Raw genomic sequence first — 21,832 nt, forward strand, 5'->3', positions numbered from 1 at the left:
GGAATGAGCAAGACCCTCATGCCAGCCATTTTCCCGCGTCCGGTTTCACCCGCCCACGCGGCAGATCACCTCGTCGCAGCCCGCTGCCCGCTGTTCCTCACGCACGAATGGTTTGAACTGCTCGAGCGCCATGGGCTGCCTGCAGGCAGCAACCGCAACGACGCGACGTTTGGTCAGCGCGTGTTGCGCCTGCCGCTGATGCAGGATGGCAGCAGCTTTCACGCGCTATCCAGTTACTACAGCGCCGACTTCGGTGTGCAAGGCGGCACCGCGCCAGCCGTCGAAGACGTGGCCGACCTCGCCCGCTGGCTGCGCACGCACGGTGCACGACGCATCGAACTGCGCCCCCTGCATGCTGACGCCGCGCTGCTGGGCATGCTGATGCCAGCCCTGCGCCAACAGGCTTACCTGTGTGACACCTTCCACGTCAGCACCAACTGGTACCTTCCCTGTGCAGGGCTATGCGGTGCCGACTATCTGGCGGCTCGCCCGTCACGGCTTGCCAATACATTGCGCCGCTGCCGCAAACGCCTGCTTGCCGAGCCAAGCTTCCGGCTCGACATTACCACCACGGCCGATTCGATCGAAGCGGCACTACTTGCCTACGCCAAGGTTTACGCCCAAAGCTGGAAGGAGCCAGAAGCCTTCCCGGACTTCATTCCGCAACTGTGTCGCATGACAGCGGCGCAAGGCTGGCTGCGCCTGGGCCTGCTTTATCTGGGCGGCGAGCCGGTCGCGGCACAAGTCTGGTTCGTGAAGGATGGAACTGCCTCCATTTACAAACTCGCGTACGATTCCCGCTTTGCCAGACTGGGTGTCGGCACCGTCCTGACGGCCGCGCTGGCTGAACATGTGCTCGACGTGGACAAGGTCTGCGAGATCGACTTCCTCACCGGCGATGACGCCTACAAGGCGGAGTGGATGACACACTCGCGCCCTCTCGTGGGCATGATTGCCTTCGATGCTCGCTCGGTCTCGGGCCTGCTGCACGCTGCACTACACTTCGGCCGTCGCTGGCTGCGTCGGTTCAAGCCAGCGCCATCCACAACGAACGAGCGATGACATCCACGCCCCTCTCCCATACACCAGCCTTCCTGCTGCATGACTTGCTCGGCAGCTCGGCGGCACGTACCCCGCACGCCACCGCCCTGGTCGACGGCAACAGGCATATCGACTACGCCAGCCTGCAAGGCGAGGTCGAAGGCCTGGCTGCCAGCCTGCTGTCGCTGGGTGTGCAACGGGGCCAGCGCGTCGCGATGTGGATGGAGAAGCGCAGCGAGATGGTGGTCTCGATTTTTGCCAGCAGTCGTGCCGGCGCAGCCTTCGTGCCCATCAACCCGCTGCTCAAGCCAGCACAGGTCGGCCATATCCTGCAGGACTGCACGGTCCGCATCCTGATCACGACTGCCACCCGCCGCCCCTTGCTCGCCGAAGTGCTGGCGCAATGCCCTGAGCTACAGCATGTGCTCGTCATTGACGGGGAGAACGCCAGTGACTGGCAGGCTCTCCTCGCCACGCCAGCTCGCGACGGCCACCGCGTCATCGATAGCGATCTGGCCGGCATCTTCTACACCTCGGGCAGCACGGGCCGCCCCAAGGGCGTGATGGTCTCCCACCGCAATGTCGTCGTCGGCGCTCAGAGCGTGGCGAGCTACCTCGGCAACCATTCCGGCGACCGCCTGCTCGCTGCGTTGCCCCTGTCCTTCGATGCCGGCTTCTCGCAACTCACGACCGCCTTCTGCACGGGCGCATCCGTCGTGCTGTTGAATTACCTCCTGCCGCGCGACGTGCTCAAGGCAATGGAACGCGAGCAGATCACGGGCCTCACGGCAGTCCCACCCTTGTGGATCCAGCTCGCCCAGCTCGACTGGCCTGCGGCGGCAGTCACGCCGCTGCGTTACTTCGCCAACACGGGCGGGCGCATGCCGCGTGAAACGCTCGGCGCCCTGCGCCAGCGCGCGCCCGCAGCCAGACCCTTCCTCATGTACGGCCTGACCGAAGCTTTCCGCGCCACCTACCTCCCCCCCGAGGAAGCCGAACGTCGCCCGGACTCCATCGGCCGTGCGATCCCCAATGCGGAGGTCATGGTGCTGCGTGAGGATGGCAGCGAATGCGCCGTCGACGAGCCCGGCGAGCTCGTGCAGCGCGGTGCGCTGGTGGCCATGGGCTACTGGAACGACGCCGAGAAAACGGCCGAGCGCTTCCGCCCGCTACCCGCCCACGAAGGCTCAAGCCTGGTCGAGATTGCGGTGTTCTCGGGCGACACGGTGCGGCGCGATGCAGAAGGCTTCCTCTACTTCATCGGGCGGCGCGACGAGATGATCAAGACCTCGGGTTACCGCGTCAGTCCGACCGAGGTCGAAGAGGCCTGCTATGCCACGCAACTGGTTGCGGAGGCTGCAGCCATCGGCACCGACCACCCCTTGCTGGGCCAGTCCATCACCCTGTTCGCCAGCGCCACGGCGGGTGCGGCGCTGAGCCAGGAGAGCCTGCTGGCTGCCCTGCGCCCGACACTGCCGGCCTGGATGCTACCGACCCGTATCGTGGTAATGGAGCGGGCGCTGCCCCGCAACCCGAACGGCAAGATCGATCGCAAGCTGCTCGCCGAAACGCTCACCACACCTGCACCGGAAAACGCTCCATGAGCACTGCCAGACCCGTCCACGCCCCCCTGACGCAATTCCCCTTCGAGCACGGCGAACCGGTCATCGGCGGCACACCCTTGTCGCAGCTCGTCGCACAGGTCGGCCGCACGCCGTTCTATGCATACGACCAGCAGGCCATCGCCCAGCGCGTTGCGCACCTCCGGACCAGCCTGCCCACTGGCATCCATCTGCACTACGCGATGAAGGCCAACCCGCTGCTGGGGCTGGTCGCACAGATGGCCATGCTGGTCGATGGGCTGGATGTCGCGTCGGCCGGTGAGCTGCGCACGGCTCTGGCGGCCGGCGCGCACCCGCAACGCATCAGCTTTGCCGGCCCCGGCAAGCGCGATGCCGAGCTTGAAGAAGCCGTCGCGGCCGGCATTCTGCTCAATGTCGAGTCTTTCCGCGAAGCGCGCACGCTGGCGCAGATCAGCGCACGCCAGGGCAAGGCCGCACGCGTCGCGGTGCGCGTCAATCCCGACTTCGAGCTGAAGTCTTCGGGCATGAAGATGAGCGGCGGCCCCAAGCCCTTCGGCGTGGACGCCGAACAGGTGCCGGCGCTACTTGCCGAAATTGGCCAGATGGGCCTTGGTTTCGAGGGGTTCCATATCTTTGCTGGCTCGCAGAACCTGCGCGCTGCAGCCATCATCGAAGCCCAACAACTGAGCTATCAGCTGGCCCTGCGTCTCGCCGACAGCGCACCCTCTGCGGTGAAGAGCCTGAATCTGGGTGGAGGCTTCGGCATTCCGTACTTCCCCGGCGAACAGCGGCTGGACCTGCCTCCCATCGCCGACGCACTACACGCCATTGCCGACGATGCGCACGTCCGCATGCCCGATGCCCAGCTAGTCCTCGAACTCGGCCGCTATCTCGTTGGCGAAGCCGGGGTGTATGTCACACGCATCGTCGACCGCAAGCAATCACGCGGCCAGACCTTTCTTGTAGTCGATGGCGGCCTGCACCATCACCTCGCCGCCAGCGGCAACTTCGGGCAGGTCATCCGCAAGAACTATCCGGTAACGATCCATCCCGCGCGCCCGGATCTAGGGGCAACAGCCGGCTCCGCAGAAGTGGTGAGCGTCGTCGGTCCGCTGTGCACCCCGCTCGACATGCTCGCCGATCAGATCGAATCGCCTTACGCAGGGCAGGTCGGCGACCTGGTCGTGGTCTACCAGTCGGGCGCCTACGGTGCGAGCGCCAGCCCCGCTGCTTTCCTCAGCCACCCTGCGACGCTTGAAGCTTTACTGCCCTGATAGCCATAACGTGCGGACCGTGAAAGATGAAACACTGCGGCCAGCGAATTCGCGTAGGATTCGGCGTCTGTTTGACCGAGCCGCGCTCCGGTAGCCGAGGCCCTGCTTGCGACACGTAGAAGCTCGTCACTTTTCCATTCTCATCACCACACCATGGATCTTGTAAATCGCATAGGAAATCGCCTGCGACGTGATTTCTTCGGCTCGCTGTATCGTCGTCAAGTACGCGGCATTCTCGATACGCCCCCCGTGCAGCGTGGCGATCGCGATTTCATACAGCTGTCCATGGTCCATACCCGTGACGTACTGCCCTATCTTGCTGCAGCCAAATCCTTTGCGCGTTATGCGGCCCCCCGTCGCATCGTGGTCGTCTGCGACCCCAGCATCACGGCCGAAGATCGCGCGACGCTCGTACAACACATTCCCTTCATCGAGCTACTCGAAGCGGCTGATTTCCGCCACGCAGATATTCCTCAAGGCGGCACCTGGGAACGCCTGTTTGCCATCGCCAATCTGGCGTCGGACAACTACGTGGTGCAGGTCGACGCGGACACGCTGACCCTGGACACCCCGCATGATGTGATCACCGCCATCGACGCCGGCAACGGTTTTGTCATCGGTGAGGAAATCGGGCAAGGCACGATCAGCTTCGAGCAGGCACGTACGCGCATGCAACCGTGGATTCACCTCCACGATGCCCATGTGCAAGTGCTGTCCGAAACCGCTCTGCCTGACCTGGGCCTGCCGCCGAGCTCGCGTTATGTCGGCGGCTGCTCCGGCTTCACCGGTTTTCCACCAAGCCAGACGATGCGCGAAGACATGCTGGAATTTTCGCGCCGCATGACCGCACACCTTGGCAAGCACTGGACGCGGTGGGGGACGGAACAGGTCACCTCCAACTACCTCGTTGCCAATACGCGCGGCTTCGCGGTATTGCCGTTTCCGCGTTACGCCACGCCAGACGTCAGCACGACTGCAACCATCTTCAAACACTACATCGGCCACCAGCGCTTCCGCTCCTCCGCCTATGTAAAGGACACTCGCGACTTCCTGCGGTCCTACGCAGCAAGCTGAGGCGGCTGCATGGTCAATATTCGCCGCTCCCTGATCATCAATTTCCTGTCGGGTTCCGGCGCGACAGTCATCAATTTTCTTGTATCGCTGATACTGGCACGGCTGCTGAGCCCGGCTGAAATCGGCATCTTCTCGATGACTTTCGTGTTCGTCGGCGTCGCTCACGTGTTCCGGGACTTCGGCGTCGCGACCTACATCGAACGCGAGAAGGATCTGACGCCGGAAAAGATCCGCGCGGCCATCGGCGTGCTGTTTGCCTGCTCATGGACTATCGCCGTCTTGCTGTTCTTCGCCAGCGGCGCGATCAGCACGTATTTCGGGCAGGCGCAGATCCGGCCGGTCATGCAGGTTCTTGCGCTCGGCTTCATCTTCATCCCCTTTGGCTCGATCACGCTGGCCATGCTCAATCGCGAGTATGCCGCGGGCAAACAGGCGCGCGTCATGGTCGCCGGCACACTCAGCTACGCTGTCAGCTGCCTGAGCCTCGCGTATCTTGGATTCGGTGCGCTGGCCCTTGCCTGGGCGAACCTCATCAACATCATTGCCACGGCACTGGCTTGCGCCGCAGTGCGCCCGCAAGGCATGCCGTGGATGCCATCGCTGCGCCACTGGCGCAGCGTGGTGCACTTTGGCGCAGGCTCCTTGATCACCGCCATTTGCGACTCCGTCAACAACGCCCTGCCTGACACCCTTCTCGGCAAGTTCGGCGACCCGCATCGCGTCGGCCTGTTCAGCCGCGCCAACTCGACGGTCAGCATCTTCACCTACATCGCCGGCTCGACCGTCAACTACGGCGCCGTGCGTTTCATCTCGCAGGCTCATCATCGCGGCGATCATCTCGGCTCGGTCATGTCGCGCATGATCACGCTACTGACCGGCATCGGCTGGCCCGCGCTGGCCCTGACCGCAGTGTTTGGTCAGGAAGTCATCCTCGCGCTGTACGGCGAATCCTGGCTGGCCGCCGTCCCGGCGATCCCCGCACTGGCTGCGGCGGCCGCCATTTCAATGACATTCAACTACACGCCGATTGCGCTGGCAGCCATCGGCAAGCCTTACCTCGCAGCGATACCGCTATTTGCAACCATCGTGGCACGCGTTGCCTGCGCGCTGGTGTTCTTCTCCGGCAGCATCCAGTCGTTTTCATGGATCATCTGCGCGGCCACCCTGGCTGCGGCGCCCTGCATGGTGCTGCTGCAAGTAACGCAACTGAATTACTCCACCAGGCAAACCCTGGAGGCCGTGCGTGGCAGCGCGCTGATTACCATCGTGTGCGCCCTCGCCGGTGAAGGTCTTTTGCTGTTGCTGTCGCCATATCTGCCACCACGGCCCCTTCTGCTGGTCGCGGCAATCCCGCTGGCCGCGATCTGGTATGGCTCCCTGCGACTGAGCCGGCACCCTTTGCGCCATGAAGTAGATTCGCTGGCAGCAAGCTTCTACGCCCGCCTGCCACGTCTGCGGACCTGACATCGCTTACATCCCGCCCGCCATCCGCCCGGAAGAAATCACGACGAATGCCAACATTCTCAATCATCCTTGCAACGAGAGATCGCCCGGTCCTGTTCAGCGAAGCCCTCGAGTCGGTGCTCACACAGAGCTTCACGGATTTCGAGATCCACGTCGTGAACGATGGCTCGGCGCCCGAGCATCTCGCGGCGTACGAAAGCGTCATCGCTGCCGCGCAGGCGCGGATCGGCGATCGCATCAAGAGCCACTGGCTCGTGCGACGCCCGAAGGGACACGGCCAGAGCTATTCGCTGAACTATGGCGTCGACCAGGCAAGCGGCGAGTACATAGGCATCCTTGACGACGATGACACATGGACCGACAACGAGCACCTGGCCCGCGCAGCCAAGGCGCTGGCGAGCAGGCCTGCGGACATGTACATGGCCAACCAGCGCGCCTTCCTGCTCAACAAGGAACTCCAAGGCCCGATCTGGCTCAGCGAGCTGGCAAGGGAAGTAGCTGCGCGTGGCAGCAACGCCGATGCAGATGGCGTCTTCAGCGTCAGCATCGACGACCTGATGGCGACCTCCGGCTTCTGCCACCTCAATTGCCTGATCGTGCGGCGCAGTCTTTATCAGGGCGTCGGCATGATGGATGAAGGCATACGCTGGGAATGCGACCGCGACATCTTCCTGCGCCTCATCGATCAAGCCGGCACCATGCTGCATCACCCGGCGGTTGTGTCGCGCCACAATGTGCCCGACCCGTCCAAGACCCTGAACATGACGACGGCAATGGGCATGCTGGACAAGCGCCTGCTACAGGTGCGCGTTCTCGACAAGGCAGCCCTGTTCTCGAAGCACGCGGCGATCCGCAAGCACGGCCGCATGCACAAGGGCTATGCACTGAAGAAGGTCGTGGAAGAGCTCGCCGGCAAGCAACAATGGCAAACCGCAGCAAGCTACGCATGGCAGGCGCTCGGCGCTTTGCCAACCTTGAAGTGGGCGGCCTATTCGACGCTCTGCCAGTTGCGTAGCTGGCTGCAAGGCAACAAGGCCTAGTCGTCCGTCGCGCCTGAACACCAAGCCGACATCGCAAAGAAATCCGGGGGAACACCGCCATGCAGATCATCTGCCTGAACAAGCGCTGGAAACACCATTCTGCCAGCGGTGGCTACGACCGCCTCGCCGATGCGCTCGGTGCAACCGATGTGCGCAGCCAAGACATTCGCTCCCTGCCCGGGCGCGTAACAGCGAAGGTCTGGGAACAGACCCTTGGCAAGAACAGCCCCGTGTGGAGCTACAGCTTCAACGACAGGTTGGCGGAAGAGCGCGCCTTCTGGCTCGCCTGGCGTCAAAAGGCTGACATCGTGCACTCGGCCTACGGCGACGAGCAGCTCAACATGCTGCTGTCCCGGGCCAAACGCCTGCCGGGCCAGCTCACCGCGACTTTCCACGTGCCCGCGTTCGCCACGCGCGACCGCTTCGAACGAACACAGAAGGACTTGCTGAAGCGCCTCGGCGGCGCAGTCGTGGTGGCGTCCAGCGAAGTCCCGCAATTCTCGGAGTGGCTCGGCGAAGAGAAAGTGCTTTTCGTTCCGCATGGCATCGACATCCATGCCTTCACGCCGCCCGCACAGCACAAACCTGCAGAGACGATGCGCCTGCTGTTCGTCGGCTACCACATGCGTGATTTCGAGGTTGCCCACTACGTCGCAGATCGCTGCGCGCAGGAGAAACTGGATGTCATCCTCGATGTCGTCCTGCCTGAAGCCAAGTTCTCGTTCTTCACGGCGTGCACGAATGTGGCGCGTCACAGCAATATCAACGAGGGAGAACTGATCGAGCTCTACCGCCGCGCCGACGCGCTGTTCCTGCCGCTTATCCATGCAACGGCGAACAATTCGATTCTTGAAGCACTGGCCTGCGGCACGCCGGTCATTGCGACAGATGTCGGTGGCATCAAGGACTACGTGGACGACGGCGCTGGCTGGTTGCTGCCTCCCTCAGACAAGGAGGCAGCGTTCGAATGCGTGCTGCAGCTGGCACGCAATCGCGACGCGCTGACGGCCAAGCGTGCAGGCGCGCGCCGCAAGGCTGAAGAGTTTTCCTGGGAAACAGTCTCGAGCACCCTGCTCAGCGCCTACGAGCGCCTGATCAAGACAGGGCGCTTCGCGCCGCCCTGATTGCGCCGCGCTGATTACCTGGGCTAAGCCACGCCCAACAAGCGCCGCGCCAACCACGGTGCAGGCTTGGCAGCGTAAGCGCCGCCCTTGCGCGTCCAGCCATCCCACAAACCGAGCGCGCAGGCATTCGCAATCTCGGGCGAGTCGCGGAAGGTATTCGCCAGACGCTTTGCGCGGTCAAAATTCCACCAGCGATGCTTCAGGCGCATCCATGGTGACAAGTGCTTGCGCCACATCAGCAGGTCGTTGCGCAACACGAAGTAGTAGTAATACGGCCTGCGCACGCCTTGCGGCCAGTGATGCCAGATCGCCGCATCGAACACTGTGACATTCTGGAAGCCGGCGGCGCAGCTGCGCATGGAGTAGTCGGAGTCTTCGAAGTAGGCAAAGAAGTCGTCGTCGAAATAGCCGACGGTCTCGATCGTCTTGCGGCGAAACAGCAGCGCCGTACCCCACAGCGCCATGTTGAGCGGGCTGCCCGCCTGCCACGCCTGCGCAGTGGGAATATCCGGCGCCTCTTCGAACAGACATGTGCGCTGGTCGAAGCGCGTCGCACAGTGCTGGATCTTCTCTGGCGACTCCTTGTGATAGATCACGGGGCTCAGCAGGCCGGCATCGGGATTCGCCTCGGCAGCAGCGACGAGCTTGCTCAGGCAATCGGGTGCTGCGGTTGCATCATTGTTGAACACCCAGACATAGTCGGCCCCCGCGTCCAGCGCAGCACGCATGGCGGCGTTATTCCCCCCGGCATAGCCGAGGTTGGTCGCGTTGCGCAACAGCCTGATGCCCGCGACTTGCGACAGCCTGGCGTATGAATCATCAGCGGAACCGTTGTCGATGACGACGATGGAGAAGTTGCCATAGTCCTGCTCCTGCAATGACTGCACGCAGGAGATCGTGTCCTCGCAATTGTTCCAGTTGAGGACAATCACGTTCACCGCAGGCAAATTCGTTTGCGCCACAAACATCTCCGTACTGGTGAGGCCCCCGCAGGACCTGTCAGGTCAGCAGCCTGGCCTGCAAAGCTGAAGCGCTCATGAAGGTGCCGCCCAGGCGCTCCTTGAAATGCCGGCAGACGCGTTCGATCGAGGCCAGGAAAGCATCCAGCCCGGCCTGGTCACGCACATAAGGGGTATGACCAATCGCCAGCGAGGGGCTGTGATAGGTCAGCGTAAATACCCGGCAACCGGAATCCGCCATCGCGTCGAGCAGGCGGATCATGTCGTCCGCCGAGCATCCTTCGGGTGTCAGGCGTATCCGCTCAAGCATGCCACTGCGCGACGCGATGGCAGGCATCCGTAGCTTGCGCGCCAGCGGCGAAGTCAGCTGCGGGTACACGCCAGGGCCCAAACCCTTCAATGCGCCTGCAAAGCCGGTGGTGACCGGTAGTTCGAGCATGCGACGGCCATTCACATCAAACCAGAACGGATCCGGTGTTGCGCTGGAAAAGTCCGGCCCCCCATCGCCGCGAAACGACGTGTAGGGCACAACACTGGCGTCGATCTCATAGCCCAGCTTCTCGATCGCCGCGGCAGTCCCCGCGCCGAGGCCGTACCGCCCGGCTTTGAACATGCGTGGTGCCCGACCGAAATTGCGGGTGATTTCCTGTGTGATGCGCTCGAGCTTGGCAAACTCCAGCTCCTGCGGCAGGTTGCCTGCATAGGAATTGAAGGTATTCACAGCCTCCGTATGCGGCGGTGTCACCCAGGGATGAAGATGCGTACCGATCTCGCACTTGCCCGCGTCCTGCAAGCCACGCAACACGTCCACTGAGGCAGGCGTACTCGCCACGGGCCAATCCACCACATAGGTCGGCACCGCACCAAAGGCATCGAATACGCGGGTGTGCGCCAAGGGTTGCGCCGCGATGGAGGTCGTTGCGACGCTATTGCGATCGAACGGTTTGCTCCAGTCGAACTCTTCTTCGGTGTCCACGACAACCAACAGCACTGGAGGGTGGCCCTCTGGCAAGTTGGCAGGCTTGCGGTCGGCTATGTGGTGTATCACGCGCTCACCATGCGGGCGTTGAGAATGACAGCCACGCCTTCAAGGCAGTCGTCTATCTCGTCGTAGATCGCGGAGAAAACCTCGACGCTCTTGCCTTCGGGATCGTGTATCTGGCGTGTGGCTTTCCTGCGTGCGAAGGCATCGAGCGGGAAAGTTTTCTCGACGAGATCGGGGTAGCGCCGTCTGAAACTCAGGGCGTTGATCTCGTCAAACAGGAAAATGATGTCAGCATTTTCCACGAGCTCGCCGCCGGCATGCAGGGAAGCATGCCCCGACAGGTCGATACCGCGACGCGATGCAGCCTCCAGCGCGCCCTCCGGCGAACCCCGGCGGTTACGTGGCAACAGCCCGGCCGACTGCACCTCGACCCGCGCACCGTCGGCGAGCAACTGCCGGAGCTTGTATTCGGCATAAGGGCTGCGACAGATGTTGCCCTGGCAGATGAAAGCAATTCGTCCATCCTTGCGCAAGGCCCGCAGTCGCTCGACAACCTGCTCATGCAAGGCGCCTCTTGAGGCCTCACGCTTCTCCTGCCCGACCACCGACTGCACACGCTCTGCAACGAACTGGCTCAACTCGGCCCGGGCCGGCTTGCTGTCGTCCGACACCCATACGTCGAACTTCTCCCGGCACGCAGCCCAGCGCCGGAAGCCCCACAACCAGGACAGGATCTGGCCAGCTGATTTTGCGGGATGAGTGCGCCACTCCCCAAGCACCGAGCGTAACTGCCACAGATCAAGCACGAAGTTACGCGCATAGCGCCCCGCCGGATAGGCCGCTGACGGAGTGGTCTGCTTCATGACCAGAAGCTGGTAAAGCCTGTAAGGAAAGTCGACACCTATCGACACCGGCAGTGGCAAGGAGCCCCAAGGTCTCGCGTTCACTTCCAGCAAGATCCATCGGCCGCTCGCGTCATCGAGCTTGAACTCGAACATCGCCAATCCGGTGTACGCAACTTCTGCGGTAAAGGCACTCACGGCCGCCAGGCGTTGCGGATCAACCGCTACGCTTCGACGGTAGTAGCTGCTGCCAAACAACTCGTGGGCGCGACGATGCTCGAATGACTGGAGAACAACGCCTTCGTGGCAAAGCACTGACACACCCAGGCCGCTGCCGGGGAAAAGCTTTTCCAGCAGGATCTCGTCAGGTGCTTCGGCATGCCTGGCGATGAGTGCCGCGACGTCCGCCCGGCTTTCGATCAGGCGCGCGCCATTGCGCACGTATATGTCGGGCCAGACGTAGGATTTTCGTGGTTTGGCAATCAGCGGCAAACCCAGTTCGGCCTCGATCCCTGCAACCGTGTCAGTCGCAGAAAGCAGACGCCCCTGAGCAACCGGGATAGCCAGCTTGCCAGCCAGTTCGCGTGTGCGATGCTTGTCGAAAAAAGCGTCGAGGCCACGCTCATCAGGAATCGCCAGAACCGTCAAAGCCTCGAGTTCCGCACGATGCACAAACAAGGGCAGCAAGCTGCGCTCTTCGCAGGGAATCACCAGATCGTAGCGCTCTGCGAGCAACAAGGTCTTCATGGCGGCCAGCCACTCGCCGCCGCCATCAAGGTAGTAAGGCAGGAAATGTGTGCGCTGGATGTAACGCGACTGCAGCGCCGGCGCCGTCATGTCGAAAGGCGCGGCATGTACCTCAATGCCCTTGCGCCCCAGCGAACGCACTGTCGCCAGAAAGCTGCGGGTGTCATCCCCGAGAACCAGCGCCTTACCCGTGAACGTCATGCATTGCGCTCCGGCACAGGACGAACAGGCAGTCCAGGGACACGATGGGACAACACGCCACAGCCGCCGATCGAACTGTCGGTAGGGCGATGCCTGTCACGCAATACGATGGCGAAAATCTCGAACGAGGAAGTCACGGAAGTGGCGGAGAGCACGTAAGCCGCCAATTGTAGAGAAATGTCGCACTGCACGAGACGAATTTTTCCTCACTCCGCAGCACCCGTCAGGCATTTGGCACATTGCGTGGAAGATTCTCACGCGCGTTTCCGCACAACACTCAGAATTCCCGGCAGACCACTCCGAGCGCTTCAGGGCTGCGCGCCGCTCGCACTTTCTGCATGTTGGCAACCCACAGTGCGCGGTTGTCGCGCATGTCCTGCGCGTGGTCTTTGACGTAGTCGATGAGCTCCTGCGGCGTATCGGCAAGATAGCCGACCGGCCCATAGCGCTCGAAAATTCCCTCCAGCGTGCGCGTTCGCAACGCAAGCAATGGCTTGGCTGCCGCGATGGCATCAGTGACGGAACCGCTGGCGATGAATGCGTATTCCAGGCTGGAAAGTGGCAGGCAGACAAAATCCATATCCGCGAGCGCTGCAATGTAGTCCCGGCGTGGGAGACCACCTTTCGCGGGGCGCCGCGCCAGCGCCTCGATGCCATCCAGGATGCCGCAGTCAATGCCTATTGCATGGAATTCGAAACTGTCATCAGCACAGGCATTGGCCACCGACAGGAACACGTTGAAGCCTTTGGTGCGGCTGGCATTGCCGAGGAAGGCGATGCGCGTGGGCCTCGCAGCGTCGCTCGCTTCGTCCTTGGCCACGGTCCACTCCGAGACCAGCGACGGGTGCTCGAGCGTGCGCACAGCAGGCAATATCGCTGGAAAGCGTTCGGCGATCGCCTCTTTGACCCCAAGCTCCAGCGCAAGGATGCGCACGTTGGATGGCAGCGGTTTCTGCACCTGGGCAACCATGTCCGTGCCACGGATGAATGGATTGCGCGAACGCCAGCGCACGGCGTCGCCCAGATGGTTGTGCAGGATCATGTGCAGGGGCGCCTTGTTGAGCTTGCTGCTGAGCTCATGCCAGCGTCTGCCGATCACGGCGTAGAGATGACCGTCCTCGCCAAGCAGCGCGACGCTGCGCAGCCGACGCGACTTGAGGCTGGCCAGCATCGTCTTGCGACACTGCCAGGCAGCCCAACGCCCTCCGACAGGATTGTGACGCGACCAACCGAAAGGCACCTTGAAAGGCTCGATCGACAGGAATTCGACGTTTCCCACGTCACGCAATCGCGTCTGCAACTCCGCAACGTGACCCGTGCAGGCGTGAAACAGGATGCGGTCGTCCGGGTACGCACTGCGTAAGGAGCGGATATAACCCTCGTTGAAATTGAGGTGCATGCTCGCGTGACTCTGAAAGTCGAACAGCGCGATCTCGAGGCCTTGCTTGCTATCAGACATATCTCATCTCACTCGAAGCCGGTTTTCGTGGGTGCATATTCGGGCTGTTTCCGCAGTCTGTCTGCATAGTGCTTGAGGGAAATGCCGATTCCGAACAGGTACCAGAAATAGGGTTGGAAGGCGACGCCCACAAAGGCCCCGCCCAGCATGTAGATAAAGGTGGAGCAAACGAGCCCGGTCGCCATATCACCCATCCAGCCCAACTCGGCATGACGTTTGGCAAATCGGCGGATACTCAGCAAGGTCGTGATCGACCAGCCGATCATCGAGAGGAACATCACCAGCCCCGGAATTCCGAGCTCGCCAAGCACCTCGAAATAGATACTGTGGAAGGCCTTGCCCTTTACTTCCAGAATCGTGCCGTCTGTCATCGGCAGCGAGAAATAGTTGATGAAGTAAACGTTGAAGCCACCGCCGAAGGGATGCTCTTTCACATAGTCGAGCGTCCACAACCAGGCTGCCACGCGTCCCATCGCAGAAGCCTCCGAACCCGCCGTCTGCAAGGTACCCATGCGCTCGGTCCAGGCATCCCCCATGAACCCGCTTACACCGCTCAGCAGGAACAGGACGACGCAGACGTAGGCGATCTTGCGACGCGTGCGAAAGAAGCCGATCACCAGCAAGAGCGCGACGGACACCAGCCCCGTGCGGGCAAATGTACCCAGCGCCGCGACCAGGGCCAGAGCCACCAGACTCAACGCCATGACCTGCCGCAACCAGGCCGGACTCACCAGCAGCGAATAGTTCCTGACCCACAGGAACAAGGGAATGACCGAAGTCGCAACCATGGCCAGCGTGCTGCTTTCACTGATGCCATTGCCGCTGACCGCCATATCCATGCCATACCCGCCACCGCCCATGAGCGTCTTGATGCCCACGGCAATGATGTTGGCGCCGATCGGAATGAGCACCATCAGCAGTGCAGACTCGATTTGCTCTCGGGTATTGAAGTAATACGGCAACAGCACCGCGAACACCGCGGACTTGAAAGCCCAGTCCCACTTCGCCCAGGCCGCATCCTGCACGACAGCGTTATAGGTACTGATGGTCATCCAGATGGTCCAGACAATCATCACGCCAGTGCCGAAGGTCACGCGCCTGGGCTTGTCCTTGCAGAAAAACCACGCGCCGATGGCGGCCACGCCGAAGATCATCGACAGCGGCAGTCCGCTGATGATTGCCTGGGCCACGCCCTGTGGCCTGAACAGGTCAGTCCAGATGTAGGCCAGCGCAAACAGATGCGGCATGCCGAATCCATAAGCACTGATCAGGATGTACACGAACAATACGAGCAAGCCGCGCAGCACGTTCAGCGCCCTCCTTCGCCTGGTCGCGGCGCCGCCTTGCGCTTTCGCACCCGCTCCAGCATGACGAGACGCACAACGACCCAGATCACGGTCGTGCAGCAGAACAACACGGAGAGATTGTCGATCATGGGTTCACCTCGCCCGGCTGTGCGCGACTGCGCCGCCATGCATTCTTCACGATGCGTTGGCCTGGTAACTCGACGAATCGATAAAGCAGGAAGGAAGCAATCAGCGTGAGCAACAGATACGCTGCAATTGCCAGCGCCGACGCTCGCGATCCATCAACCAGACCGAACAGGACCCAGTCCTTGATGAAGAAATGGCAGAGATAGGTCGAGTAAGACACGACGCCCAAAGCGAGCAAGGGCTTCCACTCCAGCGCGCGCGCAAGCATTCCGCGGTAAGTACTCAACGCATGGATGAGCCCGGCAAAACATAGGGGCACATAGAAGTAGTCCTTCCAGCCTGCGCTCCAGCCGGCGACGAACAGGGCTGTCGCGCCGATGCCGCTTGCGAGGGCGCGCCAGCGCGCCGCACGCACGCCACCCGCCCATGCGCCTTGCACGAGCTTGCATACGGCCATGCCCATCGTGAACTCGCCAACGCACCGCACTACGCCGAGGTCGTATATCCCGGCCCCGAGAGAGCCCTTCCCTGCCAGCGAGAAACAGAGGGCGAGTACAAGCGCCGCGCTCAGCAGGACGCCGAGCGATCCCCACCAGCGTTGGCGGGGCCCGGTCAGCGACAGGCACAACAAAGGGAACATCAGGTACGCGGCGAATTCGACGCTGATCGACCACGAGGGAACGTTCCAGCCGTAGTCGGGAAGGAGGCCCCAGGCCTGAACCAGGAAAAGCCCAAGCACATACTGCAACGGATCGTAGCGCATCGAGATATCGCCGCTTTGCGAGAAGAAGTGAATCGCCAGCGGATTGATCAGATACACGACACACATGAACAGATGCAATGGATAGATACGTGCCAAACGTATCACCATGAAATCGAGGCAGCTCGCAAACGACAAGCGCTCGAACATCTCGGCGTATCTGAGCTGGATCACAAAGCCGCTCATGACGAAGAACAGGTCCACGGCAAGGTAGCCGTAGCTCGCCCATGAGCTCCACGAGGAGCCAGGCCCCCACATGTAGTCGCGAAAGTGGAAAACCACGACCCACCAGGCCGCGATCCCGCGCAAGGAAGTCAGGCTGTCGATTTGCCGACTCATCGTACGTGCCCGGCGTTTGTGTGGCTCAGCACATCGCGGAACAAGGCGATCTGTGCTTCCGTTGTCTGCCCCCAGGCGAAGCCCTCGGCATAGCGCCGCACGGCTTCACGCTGCGGTGCAGCCTCGAGTAGAGCCTTGATCGCCTGCGCAAACGCGGCGCCGTTGCGCGCGTCTACCAGACGCCCGGCGACGTCACTCTGTACAACCTCGGGCGTACCCCAGATACGGCTTGCCACGACAGGCGTGCCACAAGCCATGCTCTCAAGCAGCACGTTGGCCCAGCCTTCACGACTCGAGGCGAGAATGAGCGCGTCGGCCGCGCTGTACCAGGATGCCAGATGCGTGTTGGGGATAGCTCCCGTGAAACGTACGCGCGCAGCGATGCCCAGACGTGCGACCTGCTGCTGCAATCGGGTGCGCTCTTCGCCCTCTCCGATGATCACCAGAGTGGCTTGCGGCAAACGCGCAACAGCATCAATCGCAATGTCGTGCCCCTTGCGCGCAATCAGATGCCCCACGGAAAGCAGCACGGTCCCTTGCGGCAAAGCCAGCTTCTGGCGCATTGCCTCTTTCTCCAGCGGCACGAAGCGCTCCAGGTCGACGCCATTGCGCATGACATGCAGCTTTTCACGCTCTGCGCCGAGCTTGTACAACTCGTCCATCAAGGCAGCGCAAACACCAATCGAACCGCTGGCTGCCCCCGCCGTCTGGGCGATCAACTTGCGTGGCCAGGGATGCTGCGGGATGAGGTTGAGGTCGGTACCTCGAGCCGTCACCACGAACGGTTTGTTGAACCAGCGCGACAACATGGCCGCAGCAACGCCGTCGGGGTAGTAGTAGTGCGCATCGATCAGATCGAAATCGAATCCATCACGGATCAGTTTCGCCACCGTGGCGCGAGCGCCCCAGGCCAAGGTCCATGGAGCGACGTTCATGCCGACTTTCGGCGGCAAGGCATATCGCGGATGCCATACCTGCAATCCATTGCGCTCTTCGAAGGCTGGCGTGCTTGCCATCTTCGCCCAGTCGCCGAAGCGCGCGCTCCGCGATGGAAACCACGGCACGGGCGCGACCACCCGCGTTTCCACCTGGCCACTCTTGAGCAATTCGCGCAGACGCGTCTCGACAAAAATGCCGTGATTGGGCCGCGCACTGCTCGGGTACAGCGTGGAAAACAACAAGGTGCGGATTGGCCGCGAACTGGCATGCTCGGTCAGCCCCCGCGTCATGGCGTCAGACGCAAAACCGCTCACGCCAACCCCAGTGAGCGATTCACGCGTTCAGCATTGCTACGCCAGAAGTGGCCGTTGTCTTCGATCGTGCGCAGCGCCCCCTGCCCCATGCGCGCGCGCAGCGCATTGTCCTGAGCCAGACGCAGCACGCAATCGGCAAAGGCCGCGTAGTCGCCCACCGGAAAGCACAAACCGTTTTCACCGTCGTGAACGACTTCGCGCAGATTCGGCTGATCCGGCACGACCACCGCCTTGCCCAGCGCCATGTACTCGAACAGCTTCATCGGCGAAGCGTACGGCGGGATGCTCGGTAGCACCGTAATGTCCATCGCCGCCACATGATCGGGAATCTCGGAATGCCGCACCGGGCCCGCGAAGACAATATTGCCCGCCATACCCAGTCGCGCGGCCTGCTCACGCAGGGCAGGAACAGCGGGGCCATCGCCCACCACCAGCATCGCAAAATTGTCGCGATCAGGCAGGGCGGACAAGGCGTCGATCATCAGGTCCAGACGGTGCCATTGCCTGACCCAGCCGACGAAACCGACGACACACCGGCCTTGCAAACCGTGGCGCTCGCGCACCGTCACCGGCGAAACCTGCGCGTTGAAGCGCGCCGGGTCGACGCCGTTGTGCATGACCTCGAAGTGGCTGACGCCCAGCCCCTTCCTGGCATAGTACTGGCGCAGCACATCCGTCACCACGACGACGCGCGTCGCCTTGCGGATGACCCAGTGCTCGAGTGCCTCGGCAAAGCCCTGCGCAACGAGCCCGCTCTGTTTTGCCATTTCTTCCGCCAGCGGTGCATTCACTTCCAGCACCAGCGGCACACCGGTCAGCCGTGACACGACGGCCCCGGCCACGAGATGAATCGAATGACGTTCGTAGATGAAAGCCGGCCGGATACGCCGCACCGCCTGCCAAAGACGGAATGCACCGACCACGTTGTAGCCGAACGACAGGAATTCGTAGATGAGACTACCCAGCTTGCCCCGCCCTTCGGAGTGCCCCTTCTGCATCTCGCCAGGCTTGGGCGCGGGCTTCTCCTTGCCACCCTCGCTGGTGCGATTGCCAAGGCTCACCTCCACGAGTTCGTGCCCCATGGCACGCCACGCGGCCTGCAACTCGCTGATATGCACGCCCTGGGCATCTTCGCCGCGGGTGCGATGGTGATAAATGATCTTCATTGCGGTCTGACTCATGAAGTCCGACCCGGCGAGCGCTTCGCCGCCGGATCGAACAGATTTTCGTATGCATCGACCATGATGGTCAGTGCGTGTTGCGCAAGCGCTGTCCTGCGAGCAATCGCAGGCAACTCTGCCATGCCTGGATCTGCGTGCAGACACCGCGACAAGGCATGTGCCAGCTCATCCACCTTGCCCGATGGCACCAGCACGCCACAGCGGCCATGCTCCAGCACGTCCGGATTACCTCCGACCGCCGTCGCTACAATCGGCAAGCCACTGGCCATTGCTTCCTGCAAAGTGCAGGACGTACCTTCAGCAATCGACGGCAGTACAAAACAATCCATCACACGCAGCATTTCCGCCACGTCACTGCGACTGCCGGGCAACCACGCCCGCTCCGACATGCCCGTTTCCATCAAGCGCCTGGTCAGCGCGGCCCGCTCCTCGCCTTCGCCAACGATCACCAGTCGCAGGCGCCGTTTCGCCTCATCATCGCCGGCCACCAATTGCGCACAGGCATCTATCAGCAGCTTCTGATTCTTCACCGGGTCCAGGCGACCTACCGTGCCGACAACCCAGGCATCCCCAGCGAAGGGCCAGGCATCAGGTTTGGGCTCATCCGCATCGGCGGGATGAAACCTCTCCGTATCGACCCCGTTTGGCACCAATGCGACACGCTCAGGTGGCACGCCAATCGGGCCGCTCAGATAGTCGCGCAACTGACGTGACACCGCCACGAATTGCGTCACGAACGGCCGATACAAACGCCGCATCAGGCGATAGCGCTTGTTCGAGCCATCCGGGTCCGCCACCACCCAGCCATGCTCGACGTGTACGCGTCGCCCTATGCCAGCCAGCCAGGCAACCGGCGTCACTTCCAGCGCGGCCAGATTGCAGGTATGCAGCACGTCCGGGCGCAACTCACGGAACAGGCGCCAGAGTCGCGGATACATCCCGAAGATCTGCCCCGGAGGCTTCTGCAGCGAGATGAAGCGCACGTCCTTGTGTTCGATGCGGCGGGCAAACTCCTCGCTGCATTCCGTCAGCGCAATCACTACATGTTCGAAGCGCTCTGCCGGCAACTTGTTGATGAGTTGCACGATGACATTTTCCAGACCGCCGGCCTTGAAGCTATAGACCACATGGGCGATACGTAACCGACGCACCGTCACTGCAGTCCAAGGAAAGCGTCGAACATCAGCAAGGACCAGATCGGCGCGCTGTAATCGCGCAAGCCCGACTCGTGAGCATCCACCATGCTGCGCAGATAGCGGTGATCGAAGAAGCCGGTATCGAGCAGACGCTGACCAGTCAGCGCGGTGCGCACGCGCTGCTTCAACGGACCACGGAACCAGCGTGACAGCGGCACGGAGAAGCCCATCTTCGGGCGATACAGGATGTCGTTCGGCAGCAGGGATTCGGACGCCTTCTTGAGCAGGAATTTGCCTTCCTGTCCCTTTATGCGCATCGCCGATGGCAAGGTGGCCGCCCATTCGATCAGCTTGTGATCGAGCAAAGGCTCACGTACCTCCAGCGCATGCGCCATCGAGGCACGATCCACCTTGGTATTGATGTCACCCACCAGCCAGGTGTTCATGTCGATGTACTGGATCAATGACAGCGGGTCGTCTGTCTGCGCATTCGCCGCATGCTGATTGAAGACATGCTGGGCGTGATAGCCGCCGAGTTGCGCGCGCAAGCTCTCGCTGTAGAGTCGGCTGCGCTCATCGTCACGCAGCACCGACATGCTGTGAAAATAGGCCGACACCGAATCACGTGCCATGCCCTGGAAACTCGTCTTGGCGCGGAACATGCGCGGCGCCCAGTCGGCTTTCGGATAGACGCGCGCCATGGCACCAAACAGAGGTCCACGCAGCCACTGTGGCAAGGCCGAGCGCGCACGCTCCTCCATCATGTGCAGACGGTAGCGACGATAGCCTCCGAACACTTCGTCACCGCCATCGCCCGACAAGGCCACGGTGACGTGACGGCGTGCCAGCTGGCAAACGCGATAGGTCGGAATGGCCGAACTGTCTGCATACGGTTCGTCGTACAAGCGGGCCAGCATGTCGATCAGATCGTAGTCATCGCTCGTGACTGTATCGACGAAATGATTGGTCCTGTACCGATCTGCCACCTGCTTCGCAAACGCCGACTCGTTGAAGGCCGGGTCGTCAAAAGCAATCGAGCAGGTATTCACCGGCGCGTCCGACAAGCCGGCCATGTGCGCGACGACGGCGCTGGAATCGACGCCGCCGGAAAGAAACGCCCCCAGCGGTACGTCAGCAATCATGCGCAAGCGGATGGATTCGCGCAGGCGCGCATTGAGCTCTTCACAAGCCTCGCGCACACCGACCGTCGATGTCGCTTCGAATTGCACATCCCAGTATCGGCGAGGCGCCGGCATGGCGTCTCCACGCCGTAGCGTCATCGTATGCGCCGCGCGCAATTTACGTGCGCCGCGATAGATGCAGCGCGGATCGGCTACATAACCCAGCGCGAAATACTCTTCGACTGCTTGCGGGTCGAGACGGCGGTCAAGCCCGGCGCATTGCGTCAGCGTCTTGAGCTCGGAACCAAAGGCCAGCCAGCCGTCGTCAAGTACCGCGTAGAACATCGGTTTGACACCCACGCGATCGCGCGCGAGGAAAAACGTTTCGCGATTGCGATCCCACAGCGCGAAGGCAAACATGCCGCGGAAGCGCTCGACGCAGGCCTCGCCCCACTGCTCCCACGCGTGCACGATGACCTCGGTATCGCTGCGCGTGCGGAATGTATGACCTGCTGCCTGCAACTCGGGAATGAGTTCCTGGTAGTTGTAGATCTCGCCATTGAAGACCACCACCACGGATTGATCTTCGTTGAACAGCGGCTGCTGACCTGTTGCCAGGTCAATGACGGACAGGCGCCGGTGCGCCAGCGCAACACCGGGCTCGACATGCAGACCCTCTTCATCCGGACCACGATGGAACTGGATGGCGTTCATGCGCGCTACCAGCGCACGGTCTGGCTCGCGCCGCCCCTTCAGATCGAAAATCCCCGCAATGCCGCACATGGTCAAGTCTTCTTGTTGATTGTGTTTGTCGTT

The 21,832-nt window shown here is 62.1% G+C and carries 18 protein-coding genes; 7 read left to right on the forward strand and 11 right to left on the reverse strand.

Annotated features, from left to right (window positions below):
* Positions 1 to 3 precede the first annotated feature (3 nt).
* The 7 genes from VVD49_RS15850 (at position 4) to VVD49_RS15880 (ending at position 8,600) form a co-directional block, all read left to right on the forward strand.
* On the forward strand, positions 4 to 1,062 hold the full coding sequence (locus tag VVD49_RS15850; protein WP_327600180.1) for a GNAT family N-acetyltransferase: 1,059 nt from the start codon (positions 4 to 6) through the stop codon (positions 1,060 to 1,062).
* Positions 1,059 to 2,645, forward strand: coding sequence for an acyl-CoA ligase (AMP-forming), exosortase A system-associated (locus tag VVD49_RS15855; RefSeq protein WP_327600181.1), 1,587 nt, complete (start codon positions 1,059 to 1,061; stop codon positions 2,643 to 2,645). Before VVD49_RS15850 ends, VVD49_RS15855 begins: the two co-directional genes overlap by 4 nt.
* The gene (locus tag VVD49_RS15860; protein WP_327600182.1) at positions 2,642 to 3,898 is read left to right on the forward strand and encodes a pyridoxal-dependent decarboxylase, exosortase A system-associated; all 1,257 of its coding nucleotides are present in this window, start codon (positions 2,642 to 2,644) and stop codon (positions 3,896 to 3,898) included. The genes VVD49_RS15855 and VVD49_RS15860 overlap by 4 nt, the downstream gene beginning before the upstream one ends.
* A gap of 153 nt (positions 3,899 to 4,051) precedes the next feature.
* Positions 4,052 to 4,972, forward strand: a complete 921-nt coding sequence (locus VVD49_RS15865) for a hypothetical protein (protein WP_327600183.1) — start codon at positions 4,052 to 4,054, stop codon at positions 4,970 to 4,972.
* 9 nt (positions 4,973 to 4,981) lie between these two features.
* Positions 4,982 to 6,436: an oligosaccharide flippase family protein gene (locus VVD49_RS15870; protein ID WP_327600184.1), complete on the forward strand. Its 1,455-nt coding sequence runs from the start codon at positions 4,982 to 4,984 to the stop codon at positions 6,434 to 6,436.
* Between the two features lie 47 nt (positions 6,437 to 6,483).
* Positions 6,484 to 7,476: a glycosyltransferase family 2 protein gene (locus tag VVD49_RS15875; RefSeq protein ID WP_327600185.1), complete on the forward strand. Its 993-nt coding sequence runs from the start codon at positions 6,484 to 6,486 to the stop codon at positions 7,474 to 7,476.
* Between the two features lie 59 nt (positions 7,477 to 7,535).
* Positions 7,536 to 8,600 (forward strand): glycosyltransferase family 4 protein, encoded by a 1,065-nt coding sequence (locus VVD49_RS15880; RefSeq protein ID WP_327600186.1) that lies wholly within the window; start codon positions 7,536 to 7,538, stop codon positions 8,598 to 8,600.
* A gap of 23 nt (positions 8,601 to 8,623) precedes the next feature.
* Here the strand turns inward: VVD49_RS15880 and VVD49_RS15885 are convergent, their stop codons facing one another.
* From VVD49_RS15885 to VVD49_RS15935, 11 genes are all read right to left on the reverse strand, one after another.
* Entirely contained in the window at positions 8,624 to 9,562 is a 939-nt protein-coding gene (locus VVD49_RS15885) for a glycosyltransferase family 2 protein (protein ID WP_327600187.1), read from the reverse strand.
* Positions 9,563 to 9,599: 37 nt separating this feature from the next.
* Positions 9,600 to 10,607 carry a polysaccharide deacetylase family protein gene (locus VVD49_RS15890; protein ID WP_327600188.1) on the reverse strand — a complete coding sequence of 336 codons (1,008 nt, stop codon included), beginning with the start codon at positions 10,605 to 10,607 and terminating at the stop codon, positions 9,600 to 9,602.
* On the reverse strand, positions 10,604 to 12,334 hold the full coding sequence (locus tag VVD49_RS15895; protein ID WP_327600189.1) for an arsenate reductase/protein-tyrosine-phosphatase family protein: 1,731 nt from the start codon (positions 12,332 to 12,334) through the stop codon (positions 10,604 to 10,606). Before VVD49_RS15895 ends, VVD49_RS15890 begins: the two co-directional genes overlap by 4 nt.
* Positions 12,335 to 12,611: 277 nt before the next feature.
* Complete coding sequence (locus VVD49_RS15900; protein ID WP_327600190.1) at positions 12,612 to 13,793, reverse strand: hypothetical protein; 1,182 nt, start codon at positions 13,791 to 13,793, stop codon at positions 12,612 to 12,614.
* Between the two features lie 8 nt (positions 13,794 to 13,801).
* Entirely contained in the window at positions 13,802 to 15,100 is a 1,299-nt protein-coding gene (locus tag VVD49_RS15905; protein WP_327600191.1) for a putative O-glycosylation ligase, exosortase A system-associated, read from the reverse strand.
* 2 nt (positions 15,101 to 15,102) lie between these two features.
* Entirely contained in the window at positions 15,103 to 15,228 is a 126-nt protein-coding gene (locus tag VVD49_RS15910) for a hypothetical protein (protein ID WP_327600192.1), read from the reverse strand.
* Positions 15,225 to 16,325: an acyltransferase family protein gene (locus tag VVD49_RS15915; RefSeq protein ID WP_327600193.1), complete on the reverse strand. Its 1,101-nt coding sequence runs from the start codon at positions 16,323 to 16,325 to the stop codon at positions 15,225 to 15,227. The genes VVD49_RS15910 and VVD49_RS15915 overlap by 4 nt, the downstream gene beginning before the upstream one ends.
* Positions 16,322 to 17,578, reverse strand: a complete 1,257-nt coding sequence (locus VVD49_RS15920) for a glycosyltransferase family 4 protein (RefSeq protein ID WP_327600194.1) — start codon at positions 17,576 to 17,578, stop codon at positions 16,322 to 16,324. The genes VVD49_RS15915 and VVD49_RS15920 overlap by 4 nt, the downstream gene beginning before the upstream one ends.
* Positions 17,575 to 18,759 (reverse strand): glycosyltransferase family 4 protein, encoded by a 1,185-nt coding sequence (locus VVD49_RS15925; protein WP_327600195.1) that lies wholly within the window; start codon positions 18,757 to 18,759, stop codon positions 17,575 to 17,577. The genes VVD49_RS15920 and VVD49_RS15925 overlap by 4 nt, the downstream gene beginning before the upstream one ends.
* On the reverse strand, positions 18,756 to 19,910 hold the full coding sequence (locus VVD49_RS15930; protein ID WP_327600196.1) for a TIGR03088 family PEP-CTERM/XrtA system glycosyltransferase: 1,155 nt from the start codon (positions 19,908 to 19,910) through the stop codon (positions 18,756 to 18,758). Before VVD49_RS15930 ends, VVD49_RS15925 begins: the two co-directional genes overlap by 4 nt.
* A 2-nt stretch (positions 19,911 to 19,912) precedes the next feature.
* On the reverse strand, positions 19,913 to 21,799 hold the full coding sequence (locus VVD49_RS15935; RefSeq protein WP_327600197.1) for an XrtA/PEP-CTERM system amidotransferase: 1,887 nt from the start codon (positions 21,797 to 21,799) through the stop codon (positions 19,913 to 19,915).
* Positions 21,800 to 21,832: the final 33 nt, after the last annotated feature.

Source organism: Uliginosibacterium silvisoli (genome assembly GCF_036017035.1).
GTDB classification, from domain to species: Bacteria; Pseudomonadota; Gammaproteobacteria; order Burkholderiales; family Rhodocyclaceae; genus Viridibacterium; species Viridibacterium silvisoli.

What these genes read in the sequence shown, in the direction of transcription:
- VVD49_RS15850 (WP_327600180.1), top strand. Translation starts at nt 4, where the DNA reads ATGAGCAAGACCCTCATGCCAGCCATTTTCCCGCGTCCGGTTTCACCC.
- VVD49_RS15855 (WP_327600181.1), top strand. Translation starts at nt 1,059, where the DNA reads ATGACATCCACGCCCCTCTCCCATACACCAGCCTTCCTGCTGCATGAC.
- VVD49_RS15860 (WP_327600182.1), top strand. Translation starts at nt 2,642, where the DNA reads ATGAGCACTGCCAGACCCGTCCACGCCCCCCTGACGCAATTCCCCTTC.
- VVD49_RS15865 (WP_327600183.1), top strand. Translation starts at nt 4,052, where the DNA reads ATGGATCTTGTAAATCGCATAGGAAATCGCCTGCGACGTGATTTCTTC.
- VVD49_RS15870 (WP_327600184.1), top strand. Translation starts at nt 4,982, where the DNA reads ATGGTCAATATTCGCCGCTCCCTGATCATCAATTTCCTGTCGGGTTCC.
- VVD49_RS15875 (WP_327600185.1), top strand. Translation starts at nt 6,484, where the DNA reads ATGCCAACATTCTCAATCATCCTTGCAACGAGAGATCGCCCGGTCCTG.
- VVD49_RS15880 (WP_327600186.1), top strand. Translation starts at nt 7,536, where the DNA reads ATGCAGATCATCTGCCTGAACAAGCGCTGGAAACACCATTCTGCCAGC.
- VVD49_RS15895 (WP_327600189.1), bottom strand. Translation starts at nt 12,334, where the DNA reads ATGACGTTCACGGGTAAGGCGCTGGTTCTCGGGGATGACACCCGCAGC.
- VVD49_RS15900 (WP_327600190.1), bottom strand. Translation starts at nt 13,793, where the DNA reads ATGTCTGATAGCAAGCAAGGCCTCGAGATCGCGCTGTTCGACTTTCAG.
- VVD49_RS15910 (WP_327600192.1), bottom strand. Translation starts at nt 15,228, where the DNA reads ATGATCGACAATCTCTCCGTGTTGTTCTGCTGCACGACCGTGATCTGG.
- VVD49_RS15915 (WP_327600193.1), bottom strand. Translation starts at nt 16,325, where the DNA reads ATGAGTCGGCAAATCGACAGCCTGACTTCCTTGCGCGGGATCGCGGCC.
- VVD49_RS15925 (WP_327600195.1), bottom strand. Translation starts at nt 18,759, where the DNA reads ATGAGTCAGACCGCAATGAAGATCATTTATCACCATCGCACCCGCGGC.
- VVD49_RS15935 (WP_327600197.1), bottom strand. Translation starts at nt 21,799, where the DNA reads ATGTGCGGCATTGCGGGGATTTTCGATCTGAAGGGGCGGCGCGAGCCA.